The following is a 17991-nucleotide window of genomic DNA, read 5'->3' on the forward strand; positions in this document are numbered from 1 at the left end:
GGTCGCCACCGGTCAACCTTCTTACCCGTCGCCGCCGATGACCGTCTCATGAACCCCGAACCGTTCAGGTACGACTCGGAGGTGCCGCCGGGCGAGGTGCGACACCTCAGATACGAAATCAGCGAGACGTACCTCGGCGACCCCGTCGAGATACCCGTCACGGTCATCAACGGCGAGCAGGGCGGGCCGTCGGTCTTCATGACCGCGGCGCTCCACGGCGACGAGCTCAACGGCGTGAAGGTGATGCAGGAGGTTGCGAGCCGGTACAACCCCGCGGACATCCACGGCACCATCGTCTGCATCCACGTGGCGAACGTCCCCGGCTACTTCGCCCAACAGCGCTACATCCCCATCTACGACCTCGACCTGAACCGGTCGTTCCCCGGCCGCGACGGCGCGAACACGGCCGAGCGCATGGCGAACCAAATCTACCGCCGGTTCGTCGAGCCCTGCGACCTCGGCATCGACTTCCACACCTCGACGCGCAACCGGACGACGATGTACCACGTCCGCGCCGACATGAACCGCCCCGAGGTCGCACGCCTCGCGCGGTCGTTCGGCGCGAACCTCATCCTCTCGGGCGAGGCCGAGGCGAGTTCGCTCCGCACCGTCGCCACCAACGACGGGATTCCGACCATCACCGTCGAGATGGGCCGCGCCCACCGCTTCCAGCCGGCGATGGTCGACCGCGCGCTCGACGGCGTCGAGAGCGTCCTCGCCGAGTACGGCGTCCTCCCGGACGAGGCGGTCAGCTGGCCGGGCTGGTCGCGCGTCATCGACTCCGCGACCGACAAGACGTGGCTCCGCGCCGACGTGGGCGGCCTCGTCGAGATGCAGTACGGCGACGTGCCCCTCGTCCACGAGGGCGACACCATCTGCACCATCTCGGACCACTTCAAGACGAGAGAAAAGCGCGTCTCTGCGCCCTTTACCGGCCTCGTCGCCGGCGTCCTCCAGAACCCCGTCGCCGCGCCCGGCCACCCGCTCTGTCACCTCGTCAGCGTCGACGACGCGACGCTCCGCGAGATAGAGCGCGAAATCGAGGCCGGCGAGTTCACGGAACGCCCGTGGAGTTAGGCGGGGCGCGTCGAATCAGACGCGCTCGTGTCGCCGCCGCCCCGCTCGGTCAGTCGTCCGCGCCGACCTGCTCGTGGGTGTGGTGGAAAAACCGGACGTGCGGCCGCCCGTCGCGTTCGACCGGCTCGAAGCAGACGCGCCGGTAGCGCTCGTTGTCGAGGAGATTGACGAGCAGGCCGCGGTCGTGGAGCGAGACCGAGTCGTAGGGCGTCGAACAGACCGGACACAGCTCCGGGTCGGTCGCGTCGCTCACCGTCATTTTCCGGTCCCCGACCCGACCGCGTCGGCGACCCGCGAAACCGTCTCGAACTCGTCGTCCGCGTAGGCGATGAACCGAACGTCGCGGAGCGAACTCGGCTCGAACGCCGCGAGTTCCTCGCAGATGAGTCGCGCGCCGTCGGCGAGGTCGAACCCGGCGACGCCACAGCCGAGCGCCGGAATCACGAGCGACTCACAGCCGCGGTCGTCCGCGGCCCGCAGGGCGTTTCGCGTGGCGTCGCGGATGCTCTCGGCGGTCGCCCGCCCGTCGCCGTAGTGGGGCATCGCCGCGGCGTGAATCACGACCTCGGCGTCGAGGTCGAAGGCGTCGGTGACGGCGGCCGCGCCGAGGGCTATCGGCCCCTTCGCCATCGCCGCGTCGTTCAGTTCGGGACCGCCGCCGCGACGGAGCGCGCCCGCGACGCCGGAGCCCATCCGGAGGCTCGTCCCCGCGGCGTTCACCAGCGCGTCGGCCGACTGGGCGGCGATGTCGCCCTGTACGACGGTGTACTCCACGTCAGGCCAGTCGGTCCATGTCCTCGTCGTCGAGGTCGATGTGCGAGGCCGCCACGTTGTCGCGGAGGTGCGAGACGCTGGACGTGCCGGGGATGGGAAGCATCACGTCGGAGCGGTACAGGAGCCACGCGAGGGCGATCTGCTGGGGCGTCGCGTCGTGTTTCGCCGCGACCGCGGAGACGGCGTCGGCCCGGTCGCCGAGGTCGCCCGCGCCCAGCGGGTACCACGGGATGAAGCCGATGCCGTACTCCTCGCAGGCGTCGAGGCTCGCCTCGAACTCGCGGTCGCCGATGTTGAAGCGGTTCTGGACCGTGGCGATGTCGACGATGTCGCGCGCCTCGTCGAGCTGTTCGACCGAGACGTTCGAGAGGCCGACGTGCCGAATCAGTCCCTCGTCTTTCATCTCGGCGAGCGCGTGGACCGAGTCCTCGAAGGAGACGTGCGGGTCGGGGCGGTGAAGCTGATAGAGGTCGATGGTGTCCACGCGGAGGCGGTCGAGGCTTCCGAGGACGGCGTTCCGGAGGTAGTCGGGGTCGCCGTTGGGCTTCCAGTCGCCGTCGGTGTTGCGGAGCAGACCGCCCTTCGTGGCGACCACGAGGTCGTCCGGGTAGGGCGCGAGCGCCTCGCCGATGAGGCGCTCGGAGACGGCGGGGCCGTAGGAGTCCGCCGTGTCGATGAGGTCGACGCCGTGGACGAGCGACTCGTGGAGGACCTTCTTCGCGTTCTCCACGTCGTCCGGCTCGCCGATGATGTCGTCGCCGGTGATGCGCATCGCGCCGAAGCCGAGTCGGTGAACCGTGAGGTCGCCGCCGATGTCGAACGTGCCGCTGGCGTTTTCGAGTCCCATAGATGACAGTTCGTCGCCAGACACCTGTGCGTTTCGCTGGGGGAAATCGACCGCAGAGGGCGGTGCCCGCGACCGCCGAAACCCACACCCGTCGGCGGTCCTAACGGTCGCTATGGACCTCCTGTCGATGCGCTGGCGGCACACGCTGTTCGCCCACTGGCCGGTCGCTCCCGAACTCGTGGAGCCGCGACTTCCCGACCGGCTCACGGTGGCGACCCGCGACGGGCGGGCGTGGCTCGGCGTCGTCTCGTTCGACATGACGGACATCCGCCCGCGCGGGTCGCCCGTCGGGTTGGGGTTCCCCGAGGTGAACCTCCGGACCTACGTCGAACCCGCCGACGGCGGCCCCCGCGGCGTCTACTTTTTCACCCTCGACGCCGCCGACCGCCTCGGCGTGACGATGGCCCGACTGGGCTACCGGCTCCCGTACCACTACGCGACCATCTCGGTCGAGGAGCGAGACGGCGCGGTCGACTACGAGAGCTACCGGCCCGCGACGGCCGAGACGCCGGAAGCGCGGTTCGAGGCGACCTACCGGCCGACCGGCGAGGTCCGAACCCTCGACCCCGGGTCGCTCGACGCGTTCCTCGTCGAGAACTACCGCTTTTACACGGACGACTGGCCCGTCGTCATCGGCGACATCGACCACGACCCGTGGCCGATACAGGACGTGGAGGCCGAGATTCGCGCGAACACGATGTTCGAGGCCTGCGGCTTCGACCACCCCGGCGGCGACCCGGTACTCCACTACGCGGCCGCCCTCGACGTGACGGCGAAGCCGCCCGCGGTGCTTCGCTGACATCGTTCGCTTCGGGGTGCTCCACTGACATCGTTCGCCCCGGGCGAGATGGCTCACGCGAACGCGACGCGTCGGCTGGGTCGCCTCCCTCGGCCGCCCGAAGGTGAAACCTTCAAGCATCGCTGAACTAACCCGACGGACATGGCACTCATCGACACCGTGATGGCAACGCTCCACCTCGTCGTCGGCGGTCTCTGGACGGGGAGCGTCCTCTTTTTCGCGCTCGCCGTGTTGCCGACCGCCCGCGCCGGGAACATCCGCGCCGCCGCGTTCGAATCGGTCGTCTCCCGGCTGACGATGTGGTCCCGCGGGGCCTCGCTCGTGATGTTCGCGACCGGCGGCCACCTCGCCGGCACGCGCTACACCGTCGACAGCCTGTTCGGCTCCGGCCGCGGCCACCTCGTCCTCGGGATGCTCGCGCTCTGGTTCGTCCTGACCGGCCTCGTGGAAGTCGGCCGCGCCCGCGCGAAAGACGGCCTCGCCGAGAAGAAGGTCCGCACGCCCGCCGAGAAGGCCGCGCCGTTCTACCTCGGTGCCGCGCTCGTCGCCGTCTTGCTCCTCGTCGACGCCGGCCTGCTCCTCAACTGACGCCGGCACCGACTCCCGAGGACTCCGTAGAATATCTATATCTACGTTCGAAAATATATATTCTGTACGATATGTTTATCAGCTCGGTCCGGGTGAGTCCACGTGTATGCACGGGGACGAGACGCGCGCCACCGAGTCGCCGCTTCGAATCGAGTTGTGTCCCGACACCGGGCGGATACGCGTCCACCGGGAGACCGCGCTGGGGACGTTCACGCGGACCATCGACCGATGAGTCCGGACGCCCCGCCGGCCCTCGGAACGTCGCCGGTCGGGAACTCGGCCGAGCGCGGTCCCGGTCCGGTGCTCGCGCGCCTCGGCCGGCCGGTCTCGGAGACGCCGACCCGACTCGCGGTCGTCGCCGACCCGCACGTCACGCCGACGGGCTCCGGCACGTGGAAAGCCTACCACCGGAGCGAGACGCGGCTTCGGACCGCCGTCTCGACCATCGCCGACCTCGACGCCGACGCGACGGTCCTCCTCGGCGACCTGACCCGCGACGGCCGCCCCGAGGAGTACGACGTGGTCGACGAACTCCTCCGCGACCTGCCGGGACCGCGGGTCGCGGTTCCCGGCAACCACGACGTGCCGAAGCGCTGGGACGACTACGACGCCCCGACGCCGGCCGAGTTCGCGGCGCGCTACGCCGGCGGCTCCCTCCCGTTCGTCCGCCGGGTCGGCGGCGTCGATATCGTCGGGCTCGACTCCGCCAGCGGCGGGCCGGACCTCGCCCTCACCGACACCCACGAGGGGGCCGTTCCCGACTCCCAACTCCGCTGGCTCGACGCCGTCCTCGCTGACGCGACGACCCCGGTCGTCGTCCTCCACCACAACGCCTTCCACCCCCGCCGCCACACCGGGCAGTTCCCCGACGCCGACTTCTACCAGCTCCGCAACGCCGACGAGCTGGCCGCGGTGCTCGCGCGTCACGACGTGCCGCTCGTGCTCTCCGGGCACATCCACTGGCCCGCGACGGCGGTGCGAGCCGGCGTCCGCGAACTCATCGCCCCGGCGACCTGCTCGTTTCCGCAGTCGTTCGTCATAGTCGACATCGACCGCCGCGGGACGACGGTCCGACTCGTCCCGCTCGCGGGACCGAAGGGCATGGCCGAGGCGTACACCCTCGCCGCCAGCGGGGCCGCCCACGGACAGGGCATCGCCGCGCACGCCGACCGCGGACAGCTGTCGGCGCTCCCGCTGGTCGACGAGCGGACGCCGCCGAGGCGGGTCGTCGGCTCGGACGTTCCGGGGGCGGTTCGATGGCGGTGAGCCTCGACCGCCTCGCCGACGCCCGCGAGGCACTCCGCGCCGAGCGTCGCCGCTGTGTTGACGAACGCGAGGCGTTCCGGGCGTTCCGCCGCGAGGTCGCCGCGTCGCAGGCGACGGCGTCGGCTCCGACCCGGACGCCCGCCACCGCGACGCTCGTCCGCCAGCGGGGCCAGCGGGGCGGAACCGACGCCGCGCTCTCCGGACTGCGCCGGAGCTACGAGCGGACCGTGATGTCCGTCCCGCACTACGACGAGGAGTACGGCGACGACTTCGGGGAGAGCCTCGCCGCCGAGTTCGGCCCGGACGTGGCGACCGCGTTCCGGTCGGCGAGCGTCCTCTCGCCGGCGCTCCGGCGCACGGTCGCGGCGGCGGCCGCGTCGTCGCTGGACGAACGCGGGAAGTTCATCGAAGTCGTCGACGAGGAGGCCGAGTCCGTGGCGTCGATGCGCGACGATATCGAAGCGCTCCTCGGGCGGCTCCGCGACCTCGACCGGACGCCGCTGTCCGAACGCGGCTTCGACGCGCTGTTGGGGCTCTACGAGGAGCTTTCGGCGCTCCGCGAGCGACTCGAAGCACTCGTCGCGGCGCGACAGGAGACGATTTCACACCACCGGCGGGCGCTCTCGGCGCTGGTGCCGGACGTGACCGAGTTCTTCTACGCCGAGCTGTCGGTCCGGTACCCGGTGCTCGCGACGCTCGCGGAGGTCGGGGCGACGCTCGACACCGCGACCCGCCGGGTCGAGCGCCGGCTCGCCGCGACACCGTAAGCCGATTCGCCCCGGCCACAGTTATTTACCCGTTCGAGGAGACGCCGGAGTATACGATGTTCACGCGCTCGGAGGGATTCCCGTGAATCGCCTCCACCCCCGTATCCGTCTTCTCTGGGTCGCCCGAGCGGTCGTGTTCGCGCTCGCCGCCGGCGGCGTGGCGACCGCGGCGACGCTGTTCGCGCCCGTCTCGATACCCACGTACGTCCCCGTCGCGGTCGGCGTCGTCTTCCTCGTCGTCGGCGTCGGCTTCGCGCTCCTCCGGTATCGGGCGTGGGGCTACGAGGTCCGCGACGACTCGCTGTACCTCCAGCGCGGCGTCCTCACCAAGGTCAACACCGTCGTCCCGTTCGTCCGGGTCCAGCACGTCGACTCGACCCGCGGCCCGCTCGAACGACTCGTCGGCCTCGCGTCGACCGTCGTCTACACCGCCGGCTCACGCGGCGCCGACGTGTCGGTTCCGGGGCTGACCCCCGAGGGCGCAGAGGACCTCCAAGACCGGCTGAAGCGCCTCGCAATCGCGTCCGAGGGCGACGACGCGGTATGACCCGGCTGTCGCCGCTCTCGGTCCCCTACCGGGCGGTCCAGCGGAGCGCCAGCGTCGCGTTCGCGCTCGCCTTCTTCGCGTTCACCGGCGGGACCGCCTTCGGCGGCGTCCTCGGCGGCCTCGGCGCCGTCGCGCTCGTCGGCGTCGCCGTGCTCGGCATCGCCGGCTACGAACTCGCCTACTTCCGCCGGTTCGAGTACGAACTCACGCCGGACACGCTGGACATCCGCTCGGGCGTGTTCTCCCGGCGCAACCGCGAGATTCCCTACCGGCGCATCCAGAACGTCGACATCTCCCGCAACGTCGCCCAGCGGCTGGTCGGCATCGCCGCCGTGAACCTCGAAACCGCGGGCGGCGGCGAGACCGAGGGCAGTCTCCGCTTCGTCAGCTACGAGGAGGCCCGCCGCATCCAGTCGGAGGTCGCCCGCCTGAAACGCGGCGGCACAGACGGCGACGCGCCCGAGCCCGAACAGGAACTGCTGTTCGAACTGACGCCCCGCGAGCTGGCCATCGTCGGCGCGCTGTCGTTCGACCTCCGGCTCCCCGGGCTCGTCTTCGTGTTCGGCTCCACCGCCTTCCCCATCGTCGCGTCGTACGTGGACGTGCCGCTCCCCACCGGGAGCGCCGCGGCCGCGGGGGTCGGCATCGTCGCGCTGGTGCTCCTCGTCGCGCTCGTGTCGTGGGCCGCCGGCTTCGCCTCCGCGGTGGTGAACTACTACGGCTTCCGGCTGACCCGCGTCGGCGACGAACTCCAGTACGAGCGCGGCCTCCTCCAGCGCTACAACGGGTCGATTCCGCTCGACAAGCTCCAGACGCTCACCGTCGAGGACAACCCCCTGAAGCGCCGGTTCGGCTACGCGACGCTCCTCGTGGAGACGGCGGGCTACGCGCCCGGCTCCGACGGGACAAACGGGTCGGGCCGCGCCAGTCGCGGCTCCGAGGCGGCCATCCCGCTCGCGACCCGCGACCGCGTGCTCGGCCTCGTCTCCGACCTCGAAGACGTCGAGATGCCGACGTTCGAGGGGCCGCCGACGCGCATCCGCCGGCGCTACGCCGTCCGCTACTCGCTCGTCCTCGGGGCGGCGACGGTCGCGCTCTACGGCGCGAATCGGTTCCTCCCGCAGGAGATTCCGTGGTTCGTCCCGCTGGCGCTCGTCCCGGTGGCCGTCGTCGCCGGCGCGCTCCAGTGGCGGCACCGCGGCTACGCGCTCGCCGACGACCACTTCGTCACCCGAAACGGGTTCTGGAAGCGCGAGACGCGCGTTGTCCCCTACTACCGGGTGCAGACGGTCATCGAGCGCCGGACGATTTTCCAGCGCCGCTGGCGCGTCTCGACGGTCACGGCCGACACCGCGGGGAGCATCTCCCTCGTCGGCGGCGACGCGACCGCCGTCGACATCGAAGTCGCCGACGCGGCGGAGCTTCGGGAGACGCTGAACGGCCGCCTCCGCGAGGCGCTCTCGGCGCGCCACGAGGCGCGACGGCAGTCCCGACAGGCCGCGCTCGGCATCCGCGCCGCGGAACCGGACCGCGACGCCGACGCGTCGGACTCGGGAGCGGTCACCGGCGACGAGGCCGGCGTGAGCGAAACGCCCGAGTTCGTCGAGGAGGCCGAGCCGACGACCGCGGAAAACGAAGACGAAGGCGAGAGAGAAGGCGAAAGTGAAGACGAAGGCGAGAGTGAGAGCGAACCCGAAAGCGAAGACGAAGACGAAGGCGAGAGTGAGAGCGAACCCGAAAGCGAAGACGAAGACGAAGGCGAGAGTGAGAGCGAACCCGAAAGCGAAGACGAAGACGAAGGCGAGGAGACGGAGGTCGAACGGAAGGCCGACGACCCCTTCATCTGGGGCGCGTCGGCCGAGTCCGGAGACGACGAATCGGATGATGACGGCCGCTAGCCGGAGCCGACCGACGGCGGTGAACGCCGCGACGAGCGGGGAGCTATATTGACGCGCGGGTGCAACGTAATCCAATGACGCGAACAGTGCTGGAGTCGCTGTTGGCCGGGAACGCGCGACACGTCGAGAGCCTCGCCGCCGACCACTTCGAGGGCGTCCGCGAGGCGCAGTCGCCGGCGGTCGTCTCGGTGAGCTGTTCGGACTCTCGGGTCCCCGCCGACGCGGTCTGGAGCGCCGACAGGGCCGGCGAGCTGTTCACGTCGGTCAACGTCGGCAATCAGGTGTGGACCGAAGTCGACGGGCGGCTCGTCGTCAACGACGCCGTCGGCTACGCGGTGTCGGCGCTCAAGTCGACAGATATCGTCGTCCTCGGGCACACGGGCTGTGGCGCGGTGACGGCGGCCTACGAGACGGTCACCGACGGGAGCGTCGGGGACCTGCCCCCGGCGGTCGAAGCCGCCGTCTCGCGGCTCGTCCCGCTCGCCGAGGAGGCCCGCGAACTCGGCGTGTTCGACGCGGACACGCCGGGCGGCGAGGCGGTCAACCGACTCGTCGAGTACGCGGTCGTCCGGCAGGTGGAGTACCTCACCGAGAGCGACGAGATTCCCGAGGCGACCGACTGCTGGGGCTTCGTCTACGACTTCCAGCGCGTCTACGGCGACGCCGACGGCGCGGCCTACCTCGTCGCGGCCAACGGCGAGTCGGACCCCGACGCGCTCGCCGACGTAGTTCCCGATGGGTTCGAAGAACGCGTGCGGTCGATTCGGTGAAGCCGGCTGTTGGGGTACGGGAAAAGCCGGTTGGCTCCGTTGAAAATGTCAGTACGTGCTCGCACCTCGACGGTGTTGGTAGTCGTTGAGCAGAGGCTACCGTGGGGGGATCTATATCAAGTTATTTGATTGTCACTTCTCAAAACCCTTATCACAATCAATGGATGTCTATCTGACATGGCAGGGAGCATGATAGACTTTACCAGACAAGGGCTACGAAAAGCAACAAAATTCGTAGAGGGGGATTATAGTGGGATTAATCCACGGCAGTTCTACCGAACTCTAAAACGTAGCCTCGAAGAGATTCAGGAAGATAACGATTTCAAATACCAAACAACGGGGACTCAGGGGTCTGATTTGGAGATTAAGAGCGAAGATGTTGGGCAAAATACCGGGGTGGTAAAAGGCCGATTGCTCGCAGAGTCGGACTGGTATATCGTGGGGGATGGTAACCTTGAATACCGCCCGTACGGACCGCACGGTACGCTTTCGATTATCATAGGACTGTTCTTCCTTTTGTTGGGTATCGGCGAGGCGTTATGGGGAATCATCGGTATTCTACTCATTGTTGCGGGGGGCTACGGATACTGGCAAACTGAGAGTGGTGAATTTGCGATCTCGCGGCAAGACGTCATTCGTGTATTGATGACCGGTGAGGTTAGCGAACGGACTGTCGATACAGAACAAGAATCCAGAACGGATATCTTCGCAAATATGAGTGTAGTCTACGCAGGAGATGCCTTCGTCGCTGTCGAGACTGAGGAGATTGATAACCTCAAGTGGACGCTTCGTCGAGAACTGGTGAGCCAAGTCAAGCGTTGGCACAACCAAATTGTCGACTCTGAACAGGAGCAATTGACAGTCGAAGACGGCTTCACCTGGCATCTGAAAGCGTGGGCCAATCGAAATCTTGAGTCAGATCGTCACGAAATCGACTCGGTCCAGAGTAAATTGCTCACCGGCCCGTTTGAGTATCGGCTCAACTACACAGACCGTCTCGAAAAACAGCTTTCTGACGAGATGCAACAGCAACTGGCAGGTCATGAGGAGGAACTAATGGTCGAGCTCGAAGAACTCGCAGAAGATCTCGATATCTTTGTCGAGCGCGAAGGCCTGGAACATACGAATCGAGTTGAACAGCGTCAAAACACCGATACCCCACAAGTAGAGGGCAGAAAAGACAGCCTGTAACTGACTCGCCCCACTATTCAACACGACTCCGACAACATAGCGTCACTACGAACGCCGAAAAGAACCAGCGATCCGATCCGTCTCGATTCCAGGGGATTCGCCTCTCCCTCAGTCGTCTCGCGCGTCGTCGATGACGTTCGAGAACTCGCGGGCCGTCTCGGTGATTGCCTCGAAGTCGCCGTTTTCGATTGCCTCGTCGTCCATGAGCGCGCCGCCCGCGCCGACGACGACCGCGCCGGCCTCGATGTAGTCCGCGGCGTTGTCGAGGCCGACGCCGCCGGTCGGCATCATCGGAATCTGCGGGAGCGGCCCCTTCATGCTCTTGAGGTGGCCGGGACCGAGCGAGGAGGCGGGGAACACCTTCACGAGGTCCGCGCCCGCGGAGTACGCGTCGGTCGCCTCGGTCGGCGTCATGATGCCCGGCGCGACGAGCGTCCCGTAGCGGTTGCAGGTCTCGACGACGCCCTCGTCGAAGTTCGGCCCGACGACGAACTCCGCGCCGGCCTGGATGGCCGCGTTCGCGGTCGGCGCGTCGAGAACGGTCCCTGCCCCGACGATTGCCTCGCGGTCCGAGAAGGACGCCGACACCTCGCGGATGAGGTCCATCGCGTCGGGGTTGTCGGCCGTGATTTCGTAGGCGGTGACGCCGCCTTCGTGGAGCGCGTCGGCCACGTCGATGATGGTGTCCGCGTCCGCGCCGCGCATCACCGCGACGACGCCGCTGTCGGCGAGTCGTTGCATGTTCTCGTGTACGTCGAGTGCGACCATTGCTGTCTCGTCGTTTACTACAGATAGTATTAAATTGGGGGCCTCGCGGCATCGCTTCGGTGGCAACCCACGGCCGCCGCCTCCGTCCGGGTTCCGCGGGTGACAGTCATGTCCGTTGTCACCACGCGACACGCTCAAATCCACTGGGCACTAACCCGAGGTAAGCGACGCCCGAGCGGTATGTGCCGCCCCGTCGCACCACCATGCCAACGCATCCCGATTTCGAAGCGCTGTACCGCGACGTCATCCCCTCGGTCGTCTCCGTCTACGTCGGCGGCCGCCGCCGTCCCGGCGGGGCGGGGAGCGCCTTCGTCTACGACGACCGGCATCTCGTCACCAACGAACACGTCTCGCGGCTCGCCGACGCCGAAGACGCCGGTCGGGTCGAACTCCGATTCGCCGACGGGTCGTGGCGCGTCGGCGAGGTCGTCGGTGCCGACGCCTACACCGACCTCGCCGTCGTCGCCGTCGACGACCTACCCGGCGACGCCGCGGCGCTCCCGCTGGCGACCGAGAACCCCGCGCCGGGGCGGTCGGTCGCCGCGCTCGGCAACCCGCTCGGCCTCGACGGCTCCATCTCCGCGGGCATCGTCTCCGGCGCGAACCGGTCGCTTCCCACCTCGAACGGCTTCGCCATCCCGGACGTGGTCCAGACGGACGCCCCCATCAACCCCGGCAACTCGGGCGGGCCGCTCGTGGGATTCGCCGCCGGGAAATTCGACACCGACGGCGACGACGTCGGCGATGGAGACGCGACCGGTTCCGCCTACGAGGTCGTCGGCGTCAACCGCGCCAAACAGGGCGACAACATCGGCTTCGCCGTCTCGCCGGTCATCGCCAACCGCATCCTCCCGGTGCTCGTCGCCGACGGACACTACCGCCACTCGTACCTCCGGGCGCGCACCCTCGACGTGACGCCGACGGTTGCCGAGGCGAACGACCTCGACGCGCCCCACGGCGTCCTCGTCGTCGACGCCGCGGGTTCCGACGGGGACGAGGGCTTCCTCCACGGCTGTCGCGGGACCGCCGACTACCGCGGCACGGAAATCCCCGTCGGCGGCGACGTGCTCGTCGCCATCGAGGGCAATCCGGTCCGCACCCACGAGGAACTGATGCGCTATCTCATCACCGAGACCCGCCCCGGCGAACCCGTCGCCGTCGGCATCGTCCGCGAGGGCGACCCGCTGACGCTCGTCGTCGAACTCGACGAGCGCCCCGCCGTCGACCGCGACGACCGGACCGACCGCGACGGCGGCAGTCGCATCCCCGTGGAGTAAGCGGACCGCGGCCGCACGAGAGAATAGAATTTTGACAGTTCCGGACGAACGTGCGACTGTGCCTCCGACATCTACGACACCGGCCGACGGCGGCTCGAACGTCGTTCCGCCGGACAAGTCGCTGTTCGCCGAAATCGCCCCGTTCCGGCTGGCGGTCGGCGTCGTCTTCTGTGCCTTCGCCGTCGGCGCGGTCGCCTTCGGCTGGCTCCCGCCGATGAGCGCCGACGTGGTCGGCATCGCGCTCCTCTGTGTGGTCTTCCTCTCCGGGGGCTTCGTCCCGTTCAACGGAACCCTCGCGTTCTACGTCTCGCAGGCCGCGGCGTTCCTCGTCTGGGGGGCGCTCCGACTAGCGGTCGACGGCTTCGACGTGATTCCGCTCCTGTTGGGCGGGGCCGGGGCCGTCGGCCTCGCGGTCTACGGCCGGCGAGCGCTCCGCGACGGGCTCAGAGCGCTGGTCTGAGTCTGGTCGAGCGGCTCCGACTCCGGCTCCGAGCGAGCGAGTCCGCGCTCACTCTCTGACGGTCAACACGGGAACCTCGGCGAGCCTGACGACCCGTTCGGTCGTGCTCCCGAGAATCGCGTGTTCGAGGCCGGTCCGCCCCTGGGTCGCCATCACCACGAGGTCCGCGTCGGCCTCGGCGACCGCGTCGAGAATCTCCCGGTACGGGACGCCGATTCGGATTTCGGTCTCGCAGTCGACGCCCGCGTCTCCGGCGAGCGATGCGACCTCCTCGACGGCCATCTCGGCGGCGTCCCGGAGGCTCGTACGCACTCGCTCGACCGGGACGTCGGCGGCCGTCCACAGCCCGAGGTCGCCGACGTCGACGACCGCGAGGACGTGAATCGCCGCGCCGTAGGCGCTCGCGAGGTCGATTGCCCGGCGGGCCGCCGCGCGAGAGCGAGCGCTACCGTCGGTGGGGACAAAAACGGTGTCGTACATGTCATTCTATTGGCTCTCCGTCGATATCGCTTTTCCCCTCGGCGGCGCGGCAGGCGTCGGTTCGAGGGGTCGTGACAGTCCGCCCGGCGCGGTCGCTCGGCGGGTCGGGAAACGGAGCATGGAGGTCAGCGGAGCCGCGGTGCGGTCGGTGTCGAACGCCTCAGACGCGGGTGCGCGGCTTGGGTGCGACCCGGTGGGCGCTCGCGGCGGCCGCGACGAGCAGGCCGCCGAAGAGGACGGACACGAGGAGTTCAGGTGCGACGGTCAGGCCGTCGACGCCGCCGAACGTCGTAAACAGCGCGTAGCCCGCGATAGCCGTGAGGGCGATACCGATGACGACCGCGAGGCCGATGCCGGCCTTCATCAAGTCGAGGTTGCTCATGGTCGCTTAGACGTAGGCGAGACGACCGAATATAAACGGAGACTGCTTCCCAGCGACCGGGAAACTGACCGGGCGTCACCCCCGCTATCGCGGGGGTTTTATGTCGGTTCGGCGGTCGTCGCGTGGCGGGGTTCGCGGCGACGATGCGGAAAATCAGGCGTCGAAACGGCGTTCGAGGCGTCGGCTGTCAGCTACGCCGCCGACTCCGACCCCTCGCCGTAGAGTCCGTACAGCACGAACAGCAGGGCGAGAAAGAGGAACTCGATGACCGCCACGGCGATGAGCGGGAGCTCCACGTTGAAGAAGCCCGCCACCGTGCGGAGTTCGATGGCGATGGGGACGCTGAACGCGATGAGGATGAGCGCCCGCGCCTTCGTGAGCTTCACGCGACCACCCCCCAGAGGGTGTTGAACGCGCTCGTGACCGTCGTGGCCACGAGGTCGAAGCCGGCAGAGACGGTCGCCGGGACGGGGAGGCCGCCGCCGAACAGCCCGCCGCCGTTCTGGATGATGCCGGCCAGCGGAAGCGTGTACGCGAGCACGACGAGCACCGCCGCGATACCGGTCCACATCGCGAGGTTGTCGAGGACGCGCGGGCTTCCCTCGGGCCCCGAAAGCGGCTCGGGCAGGTGGGAGTCGACCGGCCGGTCGGACTCCTCGCCGAGCGAGGTCAGGAGGATGTTGAACAGGAACAGCACCACCGACAGGAACAGGAGCGTCCCGCCGAGGGCGATCTGCACCCGAAGCTCGAAGATGCTCCCGATGGGCGTCAGGAACTCGAAGTTCTGGTACTGCGGTTCGGCGGTGCGCCGCGGGATGCCGGCGAGGCCGGCGCGGTGCATCGCGTTCGACATGAACACCATGCCGACGAACCACATGATGACCTGCAGGAGGCCGATGGGCCGGCTGTAGAGCTTCGTGCCCGTGACCTGCGGGACGAGCCAGTACGACCCGGCCATCATCGTCAGCGCGACGGCCGTGCCGACGGTGAGGTGGAAGTGCCCCGGCACCCACAGCGTGTTGTGGATGAGGTAGTTGATGTTCATCCCGGCGTTGATCATGCCGGAGAAGCCGCCGGCGGCGAACATCGCGCCGGCGAGCGCCATGCCGGTAAAGGCGGGGTCGCGCCACGGGAGCGCGCCGAGCCAGCGGAGGTAGCCCTCACCGCCGCGCTGGCGTGCGCCGTGTTCGACGCTCGCGACGACCGTAAAGGCCGTAAGGAGCGACGGGAGGAGCAGGAACATCGTGTTCGTCATGGCGATGAACTTGAAGCCCTCCGCGATGCCCGGGTCGAGGTACTGGTGGTGAATCCCGACCGGGGTCGAAAGCAGGAGGAACAACAGGAACACCACGCGTGCGAGCGGGTCGCTGAACAGCCGCCCGCCCGCGAGCTTGGGGAGCACGGTGTACCAAAGCAGGTACGCCGGCATCAGCCAGAAGTAGACGATGGGGTGGCCGAAGTACCAAAAGAGCGTCCGCGTCAGAAGCGGGTTGACGCTCTCGATGAGGCCGAGCGACCACGGGATGAGGAAGAACACCACCGAGACGGCGACGCCGAGGGTGGAGACGTACCACATAATCATCGTCGTGAGGACCATGAACGTCTGTAGCGGGATGCGCTCGTCCTCGTGGTTCTTCCGCCACGCGCGGTACGAGAGGAACCAGTCCGCGCCGGCGAGCCACGTGCCGACGATGAACATCGCGAGGCCGATGTAGAATATCGGGTGCGCCTGCAACGGCGCGTAGAACGTGAACAGCACGTCCGCGCTCATGCCGAGGTTCGGGACGAAGCCACCGAGGATAGCGACGGTTGCGAGCACCGTCCCCGTCGTCATCAGGCCGACCCACGCCCACGAAAACAGCGCGCTTTCGGCGGGTCGGTCGAGGCTTCTGGCGACCGCCCAGTGGAACACCCCACAGAGGAAGAAGATGGTGAAGACGATGGCGAGAAGCACGCCGTGGCCCGTCAGCACCGTGTAGTAGTCCGCCGAGTCGATGACGCGGAGGACGTTCGTCCGGTGGAGCGCCTGAATGAGGCCGAAGAAGGCGCCGATGCCGAGCGAGACGAACGCGATGAGGAAACTCGCCTTGACGATTGCCGCCTCGTCCGGGAACTTATCGACGAACTCGCTTCCGCCGGATGCGGTCGCCATCAGTTCTCAGCCTCCCCGTCCGCCTGTTGCTGTTCGTACCAGCTGTCGAATTCGTCCTGTTCCATAACCACAATCTTCCCTTCCATCACGTGGTGGCCGGAGCCACAGTACTCGTTGCAGAGCATCCCGTACTCGCCGGGCTCTTCGAACTGAACGGTGAACTCCGAGACCTGCCCGGGGATGGCCATCGTGTTCGCGTTCGTGCCGACGACTTCGAAGCCGTGGATGACGTCGGCGGCGGTCACGTGGAACGTGACCGTGCTGTCGGCGGGAACGCGGAGCGGCTGGGTCGTGCCCGGTTCGAAGACGAACTGCCGCGCGACCACGTACACGTCGTAGCTGTTCTCGCCGGTCCGCTCGATACCGGGGGTGCCGAACTTCGGATGCTGGTCGAGCGTCGCCGGGTCGACCGTGCCGCCCTCGTCGTCAATCATCTCGATGCCCGCGCCGGCGGCCCCGTAGGTAATCGTCCCGATGAACCCGACGATGAGGACGAGCGCCAGCGCCAACCAGAGTTTCTCGTAGGCGTGTATCTCCATCTATCCCACCACCGTGAGACCCCGTCCGAGGAACTCGACGAAGTACATGAACACCCACATGCCGATGAGAATCGCCATGTAGATGAGCACGAGCACGAGCGTCCCGACCGGGTCGAAGTCGTCGTGTTCGAGTTCGCGAACGATGCCGTCGTCGGCCGTCCCGACGATAGAGTCCACGGGAGGGTCCGCCTGCCCGGAATCACCTTGGGAATCCGCGTTTGCTGGCACGCCTCCGTCGGTGGAAGTGCGCGCGGCAGAGGACGCGGCTCCCTCTGCTGTCGAATCAACGGCCATACCCGGTCATGAGGAATAACGGGACTTTAACGCAACACCCCATTCCAACGCGGTGGGAATGGGCGAAATCAGAAACACCGTGGTCGCGAATGGACCGGTATGGAACTCACGCCTCGACGCGCCGGAACCGTCGCACTGCTCGCGCTCCTGCCAGCGGTCATCTTCGGCGTGACGAAAAACCCCCTCGCGGGCGTCGTCACGGCCGTCAACGTCCTTCTCATCTCCACGACCATCTACCTCCTCATGAGTCCGACCGAGGGCGGACACGGCCACGACGGCGACGCCGACGCCGAGACCGACGCCGAACACGCCGCCTGAGATGGACGGCGGCATCTCACTCGGACTGCCGGCCGCGACCCCCGAAGCGGTCGCGTTCCTCCTCGTCGGCCTCTTCGGCGGGGCGCACTGCCTCGGGATGTGCGGCCCGCTCGTCACCGTCTACGCCGACCGCCTCGCCGACCGCGAGGGCGTCGACGGCCGGTCGCTCACGCTCCGACAGGTCCGCCAACACGCCCTGTTCAACGTCGGCCGGGCGCTGAGCTACGCGGCCATCGGCGCGGCCTTCGCCCTCGGCGGCGGCCTGTTTTTCGACGCGTTCGACTCGGTGACCGCCGTCGGGAGCGGCGTCCGCGCGACGACCGGCCTGCTCGTCGGAGGCGCCATCATCCTCACCGGCGTCGGCTACCTCGTCGGCCGGTCGACCGCAATCGACCGGTTCACCCCGACCGCGGTCACGCGCCTGTTCGGCCGCCTCAGCGGGTGGGCGACCGCCCGCGTCGACAGGCTCGTCGGCGGCCCGCGAATTCTCGGCCTCGGGGCGATTCACGGCCTGCTCCCGTGTCCCATCATCTACCCGGCGTACCTCTACGCCTTCTCGACGGGCGACCCGCTCCGGGCCGCCGCCCTGCTCGGCCTGCTCGGCCTCGGGACGATTCCGACGCTGTTCCTCTACGGGACGCTCCTCGGCCGCGTCTCGGCGCGCCGGCGGGCGACGCTCCACCGGGCGCTCGGCGCGGCGTTCCTCGTCCTCGGCTACATCCCGCTGTCCCACGGGCTGATGCTTCTGGGCGTGTCGGTCCCGCACCTTCACGTGCCCTTCTACCAACCGTTGTGAC

At 68.2% G+C, this 17991-nt stretch carries 24 protein-coding genes; 14 read left to right on the plus strand and 10 right to left on the minus strand.

Going from position 1 to position 17991, the window contains the following annotated elements:
• The first annotated feature begins 48 nt into the window (after positions 1–48).
• The gene (locus IEV64_RS12165) at positions 49–1077 is read left to right on the plus strand and encodes a succinylglutamate desuccinylase/aspartoacylase family protein (RefSeq protein WP_188423991.1); all 1029 of its coding nucleotides are present in this window, start codon (positions 49–51) and stop codon (positions 1075–1077) included.
• 49 nt (positions 1078–1126) lie between these two features.
• Here the strand turns inward: IEV64_RS12165 and IEV64_RS12170 are convergent, their stop codons facing one another.
• Genes IEV64_RS12170 through IEV64_RS12180 form a run of 3 tightly spaced genes read right to left on the minus strand, consistent with a single transcriptional unit; the run spans position 1127 to position 2698 of the window.
• A complete protein-coding gene (locus IEV64_RS12170; RefSeq protein ID WP_007274774.1) occupies positions 1127–1336 on the minus strand; it encodes a DUF8145 family protein in 210 nt (69 codons plus the stop codon).
• Positions 1333–1851 carry a macro domain-containing protein gene (locus IEV64_RS12175; protein WP_007274775.1) on the minus strand — a complete coding sequence of 173 codons (519 nt, stop codon included), beginning with the start codon at positions 1849–1851 and terminating at the stop codon, positions 1333–1335. The genes IEV64_RS12170 and IEV64_RS12175 overlap by 4 nt, the downstream gene beginning before the upstream one ends.
• A gap of 1 nt (position 1852) precedes the next feature.
• Positions 1853–2698, minus strand: a complete 846-nt coding sequence (locus IEV64_RS12180) for an aldo/keto reductase (protein WP_007274776.1) — start codon at positions 2696–2698, stop codon at positions 1853–1855.
• A 112-nt stretch (positions 2699–2810) separates the two neighbouring features.
• Here IEV64_RS12180 and IEV64_RS12185 point away from each other — a divergent pair, with 112 nt between their 5' ends.
• The 9 genes from IEV64_RS12185 (at position 2811) to IEV64_RS12220 (ending at position 10524) form a co-directional block, all read left to right on the plus strand.
• Positions 2811–3497 carry a YqjF family protein gene (locus IEV64_RS12185; protein WP_188423992.1) on the plus strand — a complete coding sequence of 229 codons (687 nt, stop codon included), beginning with the start codon at positions 2811–2813 and terminating at the stop codon, positions 3495–3497.
• 141 nt (positions 3498–3638) lie between these two features.
• Positions 3639–4085: a hypothetical protein gene (locus tag IEV64_RS12190; protein ID WP_004972323.1), complete on the plus strand. Its 447-nt coding sequence runs from the start codon at positions 3639–3641 to the stop codon at positions 4083–4085.
• A gap of 106 nt (positions 4086–4191) precedes the next feature.
• Positions 4192–4317 carry a hypothetical protein gene (locus IEV64_RS19980; RefSeq protein ID WP_004043988.1) on the plus strand — a complete coding sequence of 42 codons (126 nt, stop codon included), beginning with the start codon at positions 4192–4194 and terminating at the stop codon, positions 4315–4317.
• On the plus strand, positions 4314–5351 hold the full coding sequence (locus IEV64_RS12195) for a metallophosphoesterase family protein (protein ID WP_188423993.1): 1038 nt from the start codon (positions 4314–4316) through the stop codon (positions 5349–5351). Before IEV64_RS19980 ends, IEV64_RS12195 begins: the two co-directional genes overlap by 4 nt.
• Positions 5342–6118 (plus strand): DUF7260 family protein, encoded by a 777-nt coding sequence (locus tag IEV64_RS12200; protein WP_188423994.1) that lies wholly within the window; start codon positions 5342–5344, stop codon positions 6116–6118. Before IEV64_RS12195 ends, IEV64_RS12200 begins: the two co-directional genes overlap by 10 nt.
• Before the next feature lie 82 nt (positions 6119–6200).
• Positions 6201–6665, plus strand: a complete 465-nt coding sequence (locus tag IEV64_RS12205) for a PH domain-containing protein (protein WP_049920514.1) — start codon at positions 6201–6203, stop codon at positions 6663–6665.
• The gene (locus IEV64_RS12210) at positions 6662–8563 is read left to right on the plus strand and encodes a PH domain-containing protein (protein ID WP_188423995.1); all 1902 of its coding nucleotides are present in this window, start codon (positions 6662–6664) and stop codon (positions 8561–8563) included. The genes IEV64_RS12205 and IEV64_RS12210 overlap by 4 nt, the downstream gene beginning before the upstream one ends.
• Positions 8564–8637: 74 nt before the next feature.
• Positions 8638–9333, plus strand: coding sequence for a carbonic anhydrase (locus tag IEV64_RS12215; protein WP_007274782.1), 696 nt, complete (start codon positions 8638–8640; stop codon positions 9331–9333).
• Positions 9334–9510: 177 nt separating this feature from the next.
• Positions 9511–10524 (plus strand): hypothetical protein, encoded by a 1014-nt coding sequence (locus tag IEV64_RS12220; RefSeq protein WP_229722615.1) that lies wholly within the window; start codon positions 9511–9513, stop codon positions 10522–10524.
• 108 nt (positions 10525–10632) lie between these two features.
• Here the strand turns inward: IEV64_RS12220 and IEV64_RS12225 are convergent, their stop codons facing one another.
• Positions 10633–11292 carry a bifunctional 4-hydroxy-2-oxoglutarate aldolase/2-dehydro-3-deoxy-phosphogluconate aldolase gene (locus IEV64_RS12225; protein WP_188423996.1) on the minus strand — a complete coding sequence of 220 codons (660 nt, stop codon included), beginning with the start codon at positions 11290–11292 and terminating at the stop codon, positions 10633–10635.
• Between the two features lie 203 nt (positions 11293–11495).
• Between IEV64_RS12225 and IEV64_RS12230 the strand changes: the two genes are divergently transcribed.
• Together IEV64_RS12230 and IEV64_RS12235 are read left to right on the plus strand one after the other, a co-directional pair.
• Positions 11496–12569, plus strand: coding sequence for a S1C family serine protease (locus IEV64_RS12230; protein ID WP_188423997.1), 1074 nt, complete (start codon positions 11496–11498; stop codon positions 12567–12569).
• A 58-nt stretch (positions 12570–12627) separates the two neighbouring features.
• Positions 12628–13029, plus strand: a complete 402-nt coding sequence (locus IEV64_RS12235; protein ID WP_007274785.1) for a hypothetical protein — start codon at positions 12628–12630, stop codon at positions 13027–13029.
• A gap of 48 nt (positions 13030–13077) precedes the next feature.
• On the opposite strand, the gene IEV64_RS12240 is transcribed toward IEV64_RS12235, so the two are convergent.
• The 6 genes from IEV64_RS12240 to IEV64_RS12265 form a co-directional block, all read right to left on the minus strand.
• On the minus strand, positions 13078–13509 hold the full coding sequence (locus tag IEV64_RS12240) for a universal stress protein (protein ID WP_007274786.1): 432 nt from the start codon (positions 13507–13509) through the stop codon (positions 13078–13080).
• A gap of 160 nt (positions 13510–13669) precedes the next feature.
• Positions 13670–13891 (minus strand): hypothetical protein, encoded by a 222-nt coding sequence (locus tag IEV64_RS12245; protein ID WP_004971073.1) that lies wholly within the window; start codon positions 13889–13891, stop codon positions 13670–13672.
• Positions 13892–14082: 191 nt separating this feature from the next.
• The gene (locus IEV64_RS12250) at positions 14083–14277 is read right to left on the minus strand and encodes a hypothetical protein (protein WP_007274787.1); all 195 of its coding nucleotides are present in this window, start codon (positions 14275–14277) and stop codon (positions 14083–14085) included.
• Complete coding sequence (locus IEV64_RS12255; RefSeq protein WP_007274788.1) at positions 14274–16043, minus strand: b(o/a)3-type cytochrome-c oxidase subunit 1; 1770 nt, start codon at positions 16041–16043, stop codon at positions 14274–14276. The genes IEV64_RS12250 and IEV64_RS12255 overlap by 4 nt, the downstream gene beginning before the upstream one ends.
• On the minus strand, positions 16043–16582 hold the full coding sequence (locus tag IEV64_RS12260; RefSeq protein WP_007274789.1) for a cytochrome c oxidase subunit II: 540 nt from the start codon (positions 16580–16582) through the stop codon (positions 16043–16045). The genes IEV64_RS12255 and IEV64_RS12260 overlap by 1 nt, the downstream gene beginning before the upstream one ends.
• Positions 16583–16810, minus strand: a complete 228-nt coding sequence (locus IEV64_RS12265; protein ID WP_058565934.1) for a hypothetical protein — start codon at positions 16808–16810, stop codon at positions 16583–16585.
• A gap of 165 nt (positions 16811–16975) precedes the next feature.
• On the opposite strand from IEV64_RS12265, the gene IEV64_RS12270 reads away from it, so the two are divergent.
• Both IEV64_RS12270 and IEV64_RS12275 read left to right on the plus strand, forming a co-directional pair.
• On the plus strand, positions 16976–17194 hold the full coding sequence (locus IEV64_RS12270; RefSeq protein WP_007274790.1) for a DUF8131 family protein: 219 nt from the start codon (positions 16976–16978) through the stop codon (positions 17192–17194).
• A 1-nt stretch (position 17195) separates the two neighbouring features.
• Complete coding sequence (locus tag IEV64_RS12275) at positions 17196–17990, plus strand: sulfite exporter TauE/SafE family protein (protein WP_188423998.1); 795 nt, start codon at positions 17196–17198, stop codon at positions 17988–17990.
• The last annotated feature ends 1 nt before the right edge of the window (position 17991 follow it).

The organism is Haloferax sulfurifontis, assembly GCF_014635105.1.
Taxonomy (GTDB): Archaea; Halobacteriota; Halobacteria; order Halobacteriales; family Haloferacaceae; genus Haloferax; species Haloferax denitrificans.

What these genes read in the sequence shown, in the direction of transcription:
- IEV64_RS12165 (WP_188423991.1), top strand. Translation starts at nt 49, where the DNA reads ATGAACCCCGAACCGTTCAGGTACGACTCGGAGGTGCCGCCGGGCGAG.
- IEV64_RS12170 (WP_007274774.1), bottom strand. Translation starts at nt 1,336, where the DNA reads ATGACGGTGAGCGACGCGACCGACCCGGAGCTGTGTCCGGTCTGTTCG.
- IEV64_RS12180 (WP_007274776.1), bottom strand. Translation starts at nt 2,698, where the DNA reads ATGGGACTCGAAAACGCCAGCGGCACGTTCGACATCGGCGGCGACCTC.
- IEV64_RS12185 (WP_188423992.1), top strand. Translation starts at nt 2,811, where the DNA reads ATGGACCTCCTGTCGATGCGCTGGCGGCACACGCTGTTCGCCCACTGG.
- IEV64_RS12190 (WP_004972323.1), top strand. Translation starts at nt 3,639, where the DNA reads ATGGCACTCATCGACACCGTGATGGCAACGCTCCACCTCGTCGTCGGC.
- IEV64_RS19980 (WP_004043988.1), top strand. Translation starts at nt 4,192, where the DNA reads ATGCACGGGGACGAGACGCGCGCCACCGAGTCGCCGCTTCGAATCGAG.
- IEV64_RS12195 (WP_188423993.1), top strand. Translation starts at nt 4,314, where the DNA reads ATGAGTCCGGACGCCCCGCCGGCCCTCGGAACGTCGCCGGTCGGGAAC.
- IEV64_RS12200 (WP_188423994.1), top strand. Translation starts at nt 5,342, where the DNA reads ATGGCGGTGAGCCTCGACCGCCTCGCCGACGCCCGCGAGGCACTCCGC.
- IEV64_RS12210 (WP_188423995.1), top strand. Translation starts at nt 6,662, where the DNA reads ATGACCCGGCTGTCGCCGCTCTCGGTCCCCTACCGGGCGGTCCAGCGG.
- IEV64_RS12215 (WP_007274782.1), top strand. Translation starts at nt 8,638, where the DNA reads ATGACGCGAACAGTGCTGGAGTCGCTGTTGGCCGGGAACGCGCGACAC.
- IEV64_RS12220 (WP_229722615.1), top strand. Translation starts at nt 9,511, where the DNA reads ATGGCAGGGAGCATGATAGACTTTACCAGACAAGGGCTACGAAAAGCA.
- IEV64_RS12225 (WP_188423996.1), bottom strand. Translation starts at nt 11,292, where the DNA reads ATGGTCGCACTCGACGTACACGAGAACATGCAACGACTCGCCGACAGC.
- IEV64_RS12230 (WP_188423997.1), top strand. Translation starts at nt 11,496, where the DNA reads ATGCCAACGCATCCCGATTTCGAAGCGCTGTACCGCGACGTCATCCCC.
- IEV64_RS12240 (WP_007274786.1), bottom strand. Translation starts at nt 13,509, where the DNA reads ATGTACGACACCGTTTTTGTCCCCACCGACGGTAGCGCTCGCTCTCGC.
- IEV64_RS12245 (WP_004971073.1), bottom strand. Translation starts at nt 13,891, where the DNA reads ATGAGCAACCTCGACTTGATGAAGGCCGGCATCGGCCTCGCGGTCGTC.
- IEV64_RS12255 (WP_007274788.1), bottom strand. Translation starts at nt 16,043, where the DNA reads ATGGCGACCGCATCCGGCGGAAGCGAGTTCGTCGATAAGTTCCCGGAC.
- IEV64_RS12260 (WP_007274789.1), bottom strand. Translation starts at nt 16,582, where the DNA reads ATGGAGATACACGCCTACGAGAAACTCTGGTTGGCGCTGGCGCTCGTC.
- IEV64_RS12270 (WP_007274790.1), top strand. Translation starts at nt 16,976, where the DNA reads ATGGAACTCACGCCTCGACGCGCCGGAACCGTCGCACTGCTCGCGCTC.
- IEV64_RS12275 (WP_188423998.1), top strand. Translation starts at nt 17,196, where the DNA reads ATGGACGGCGGCATCTCACTCGGACTGCCGGCCGCGACCCCCGAAGCG.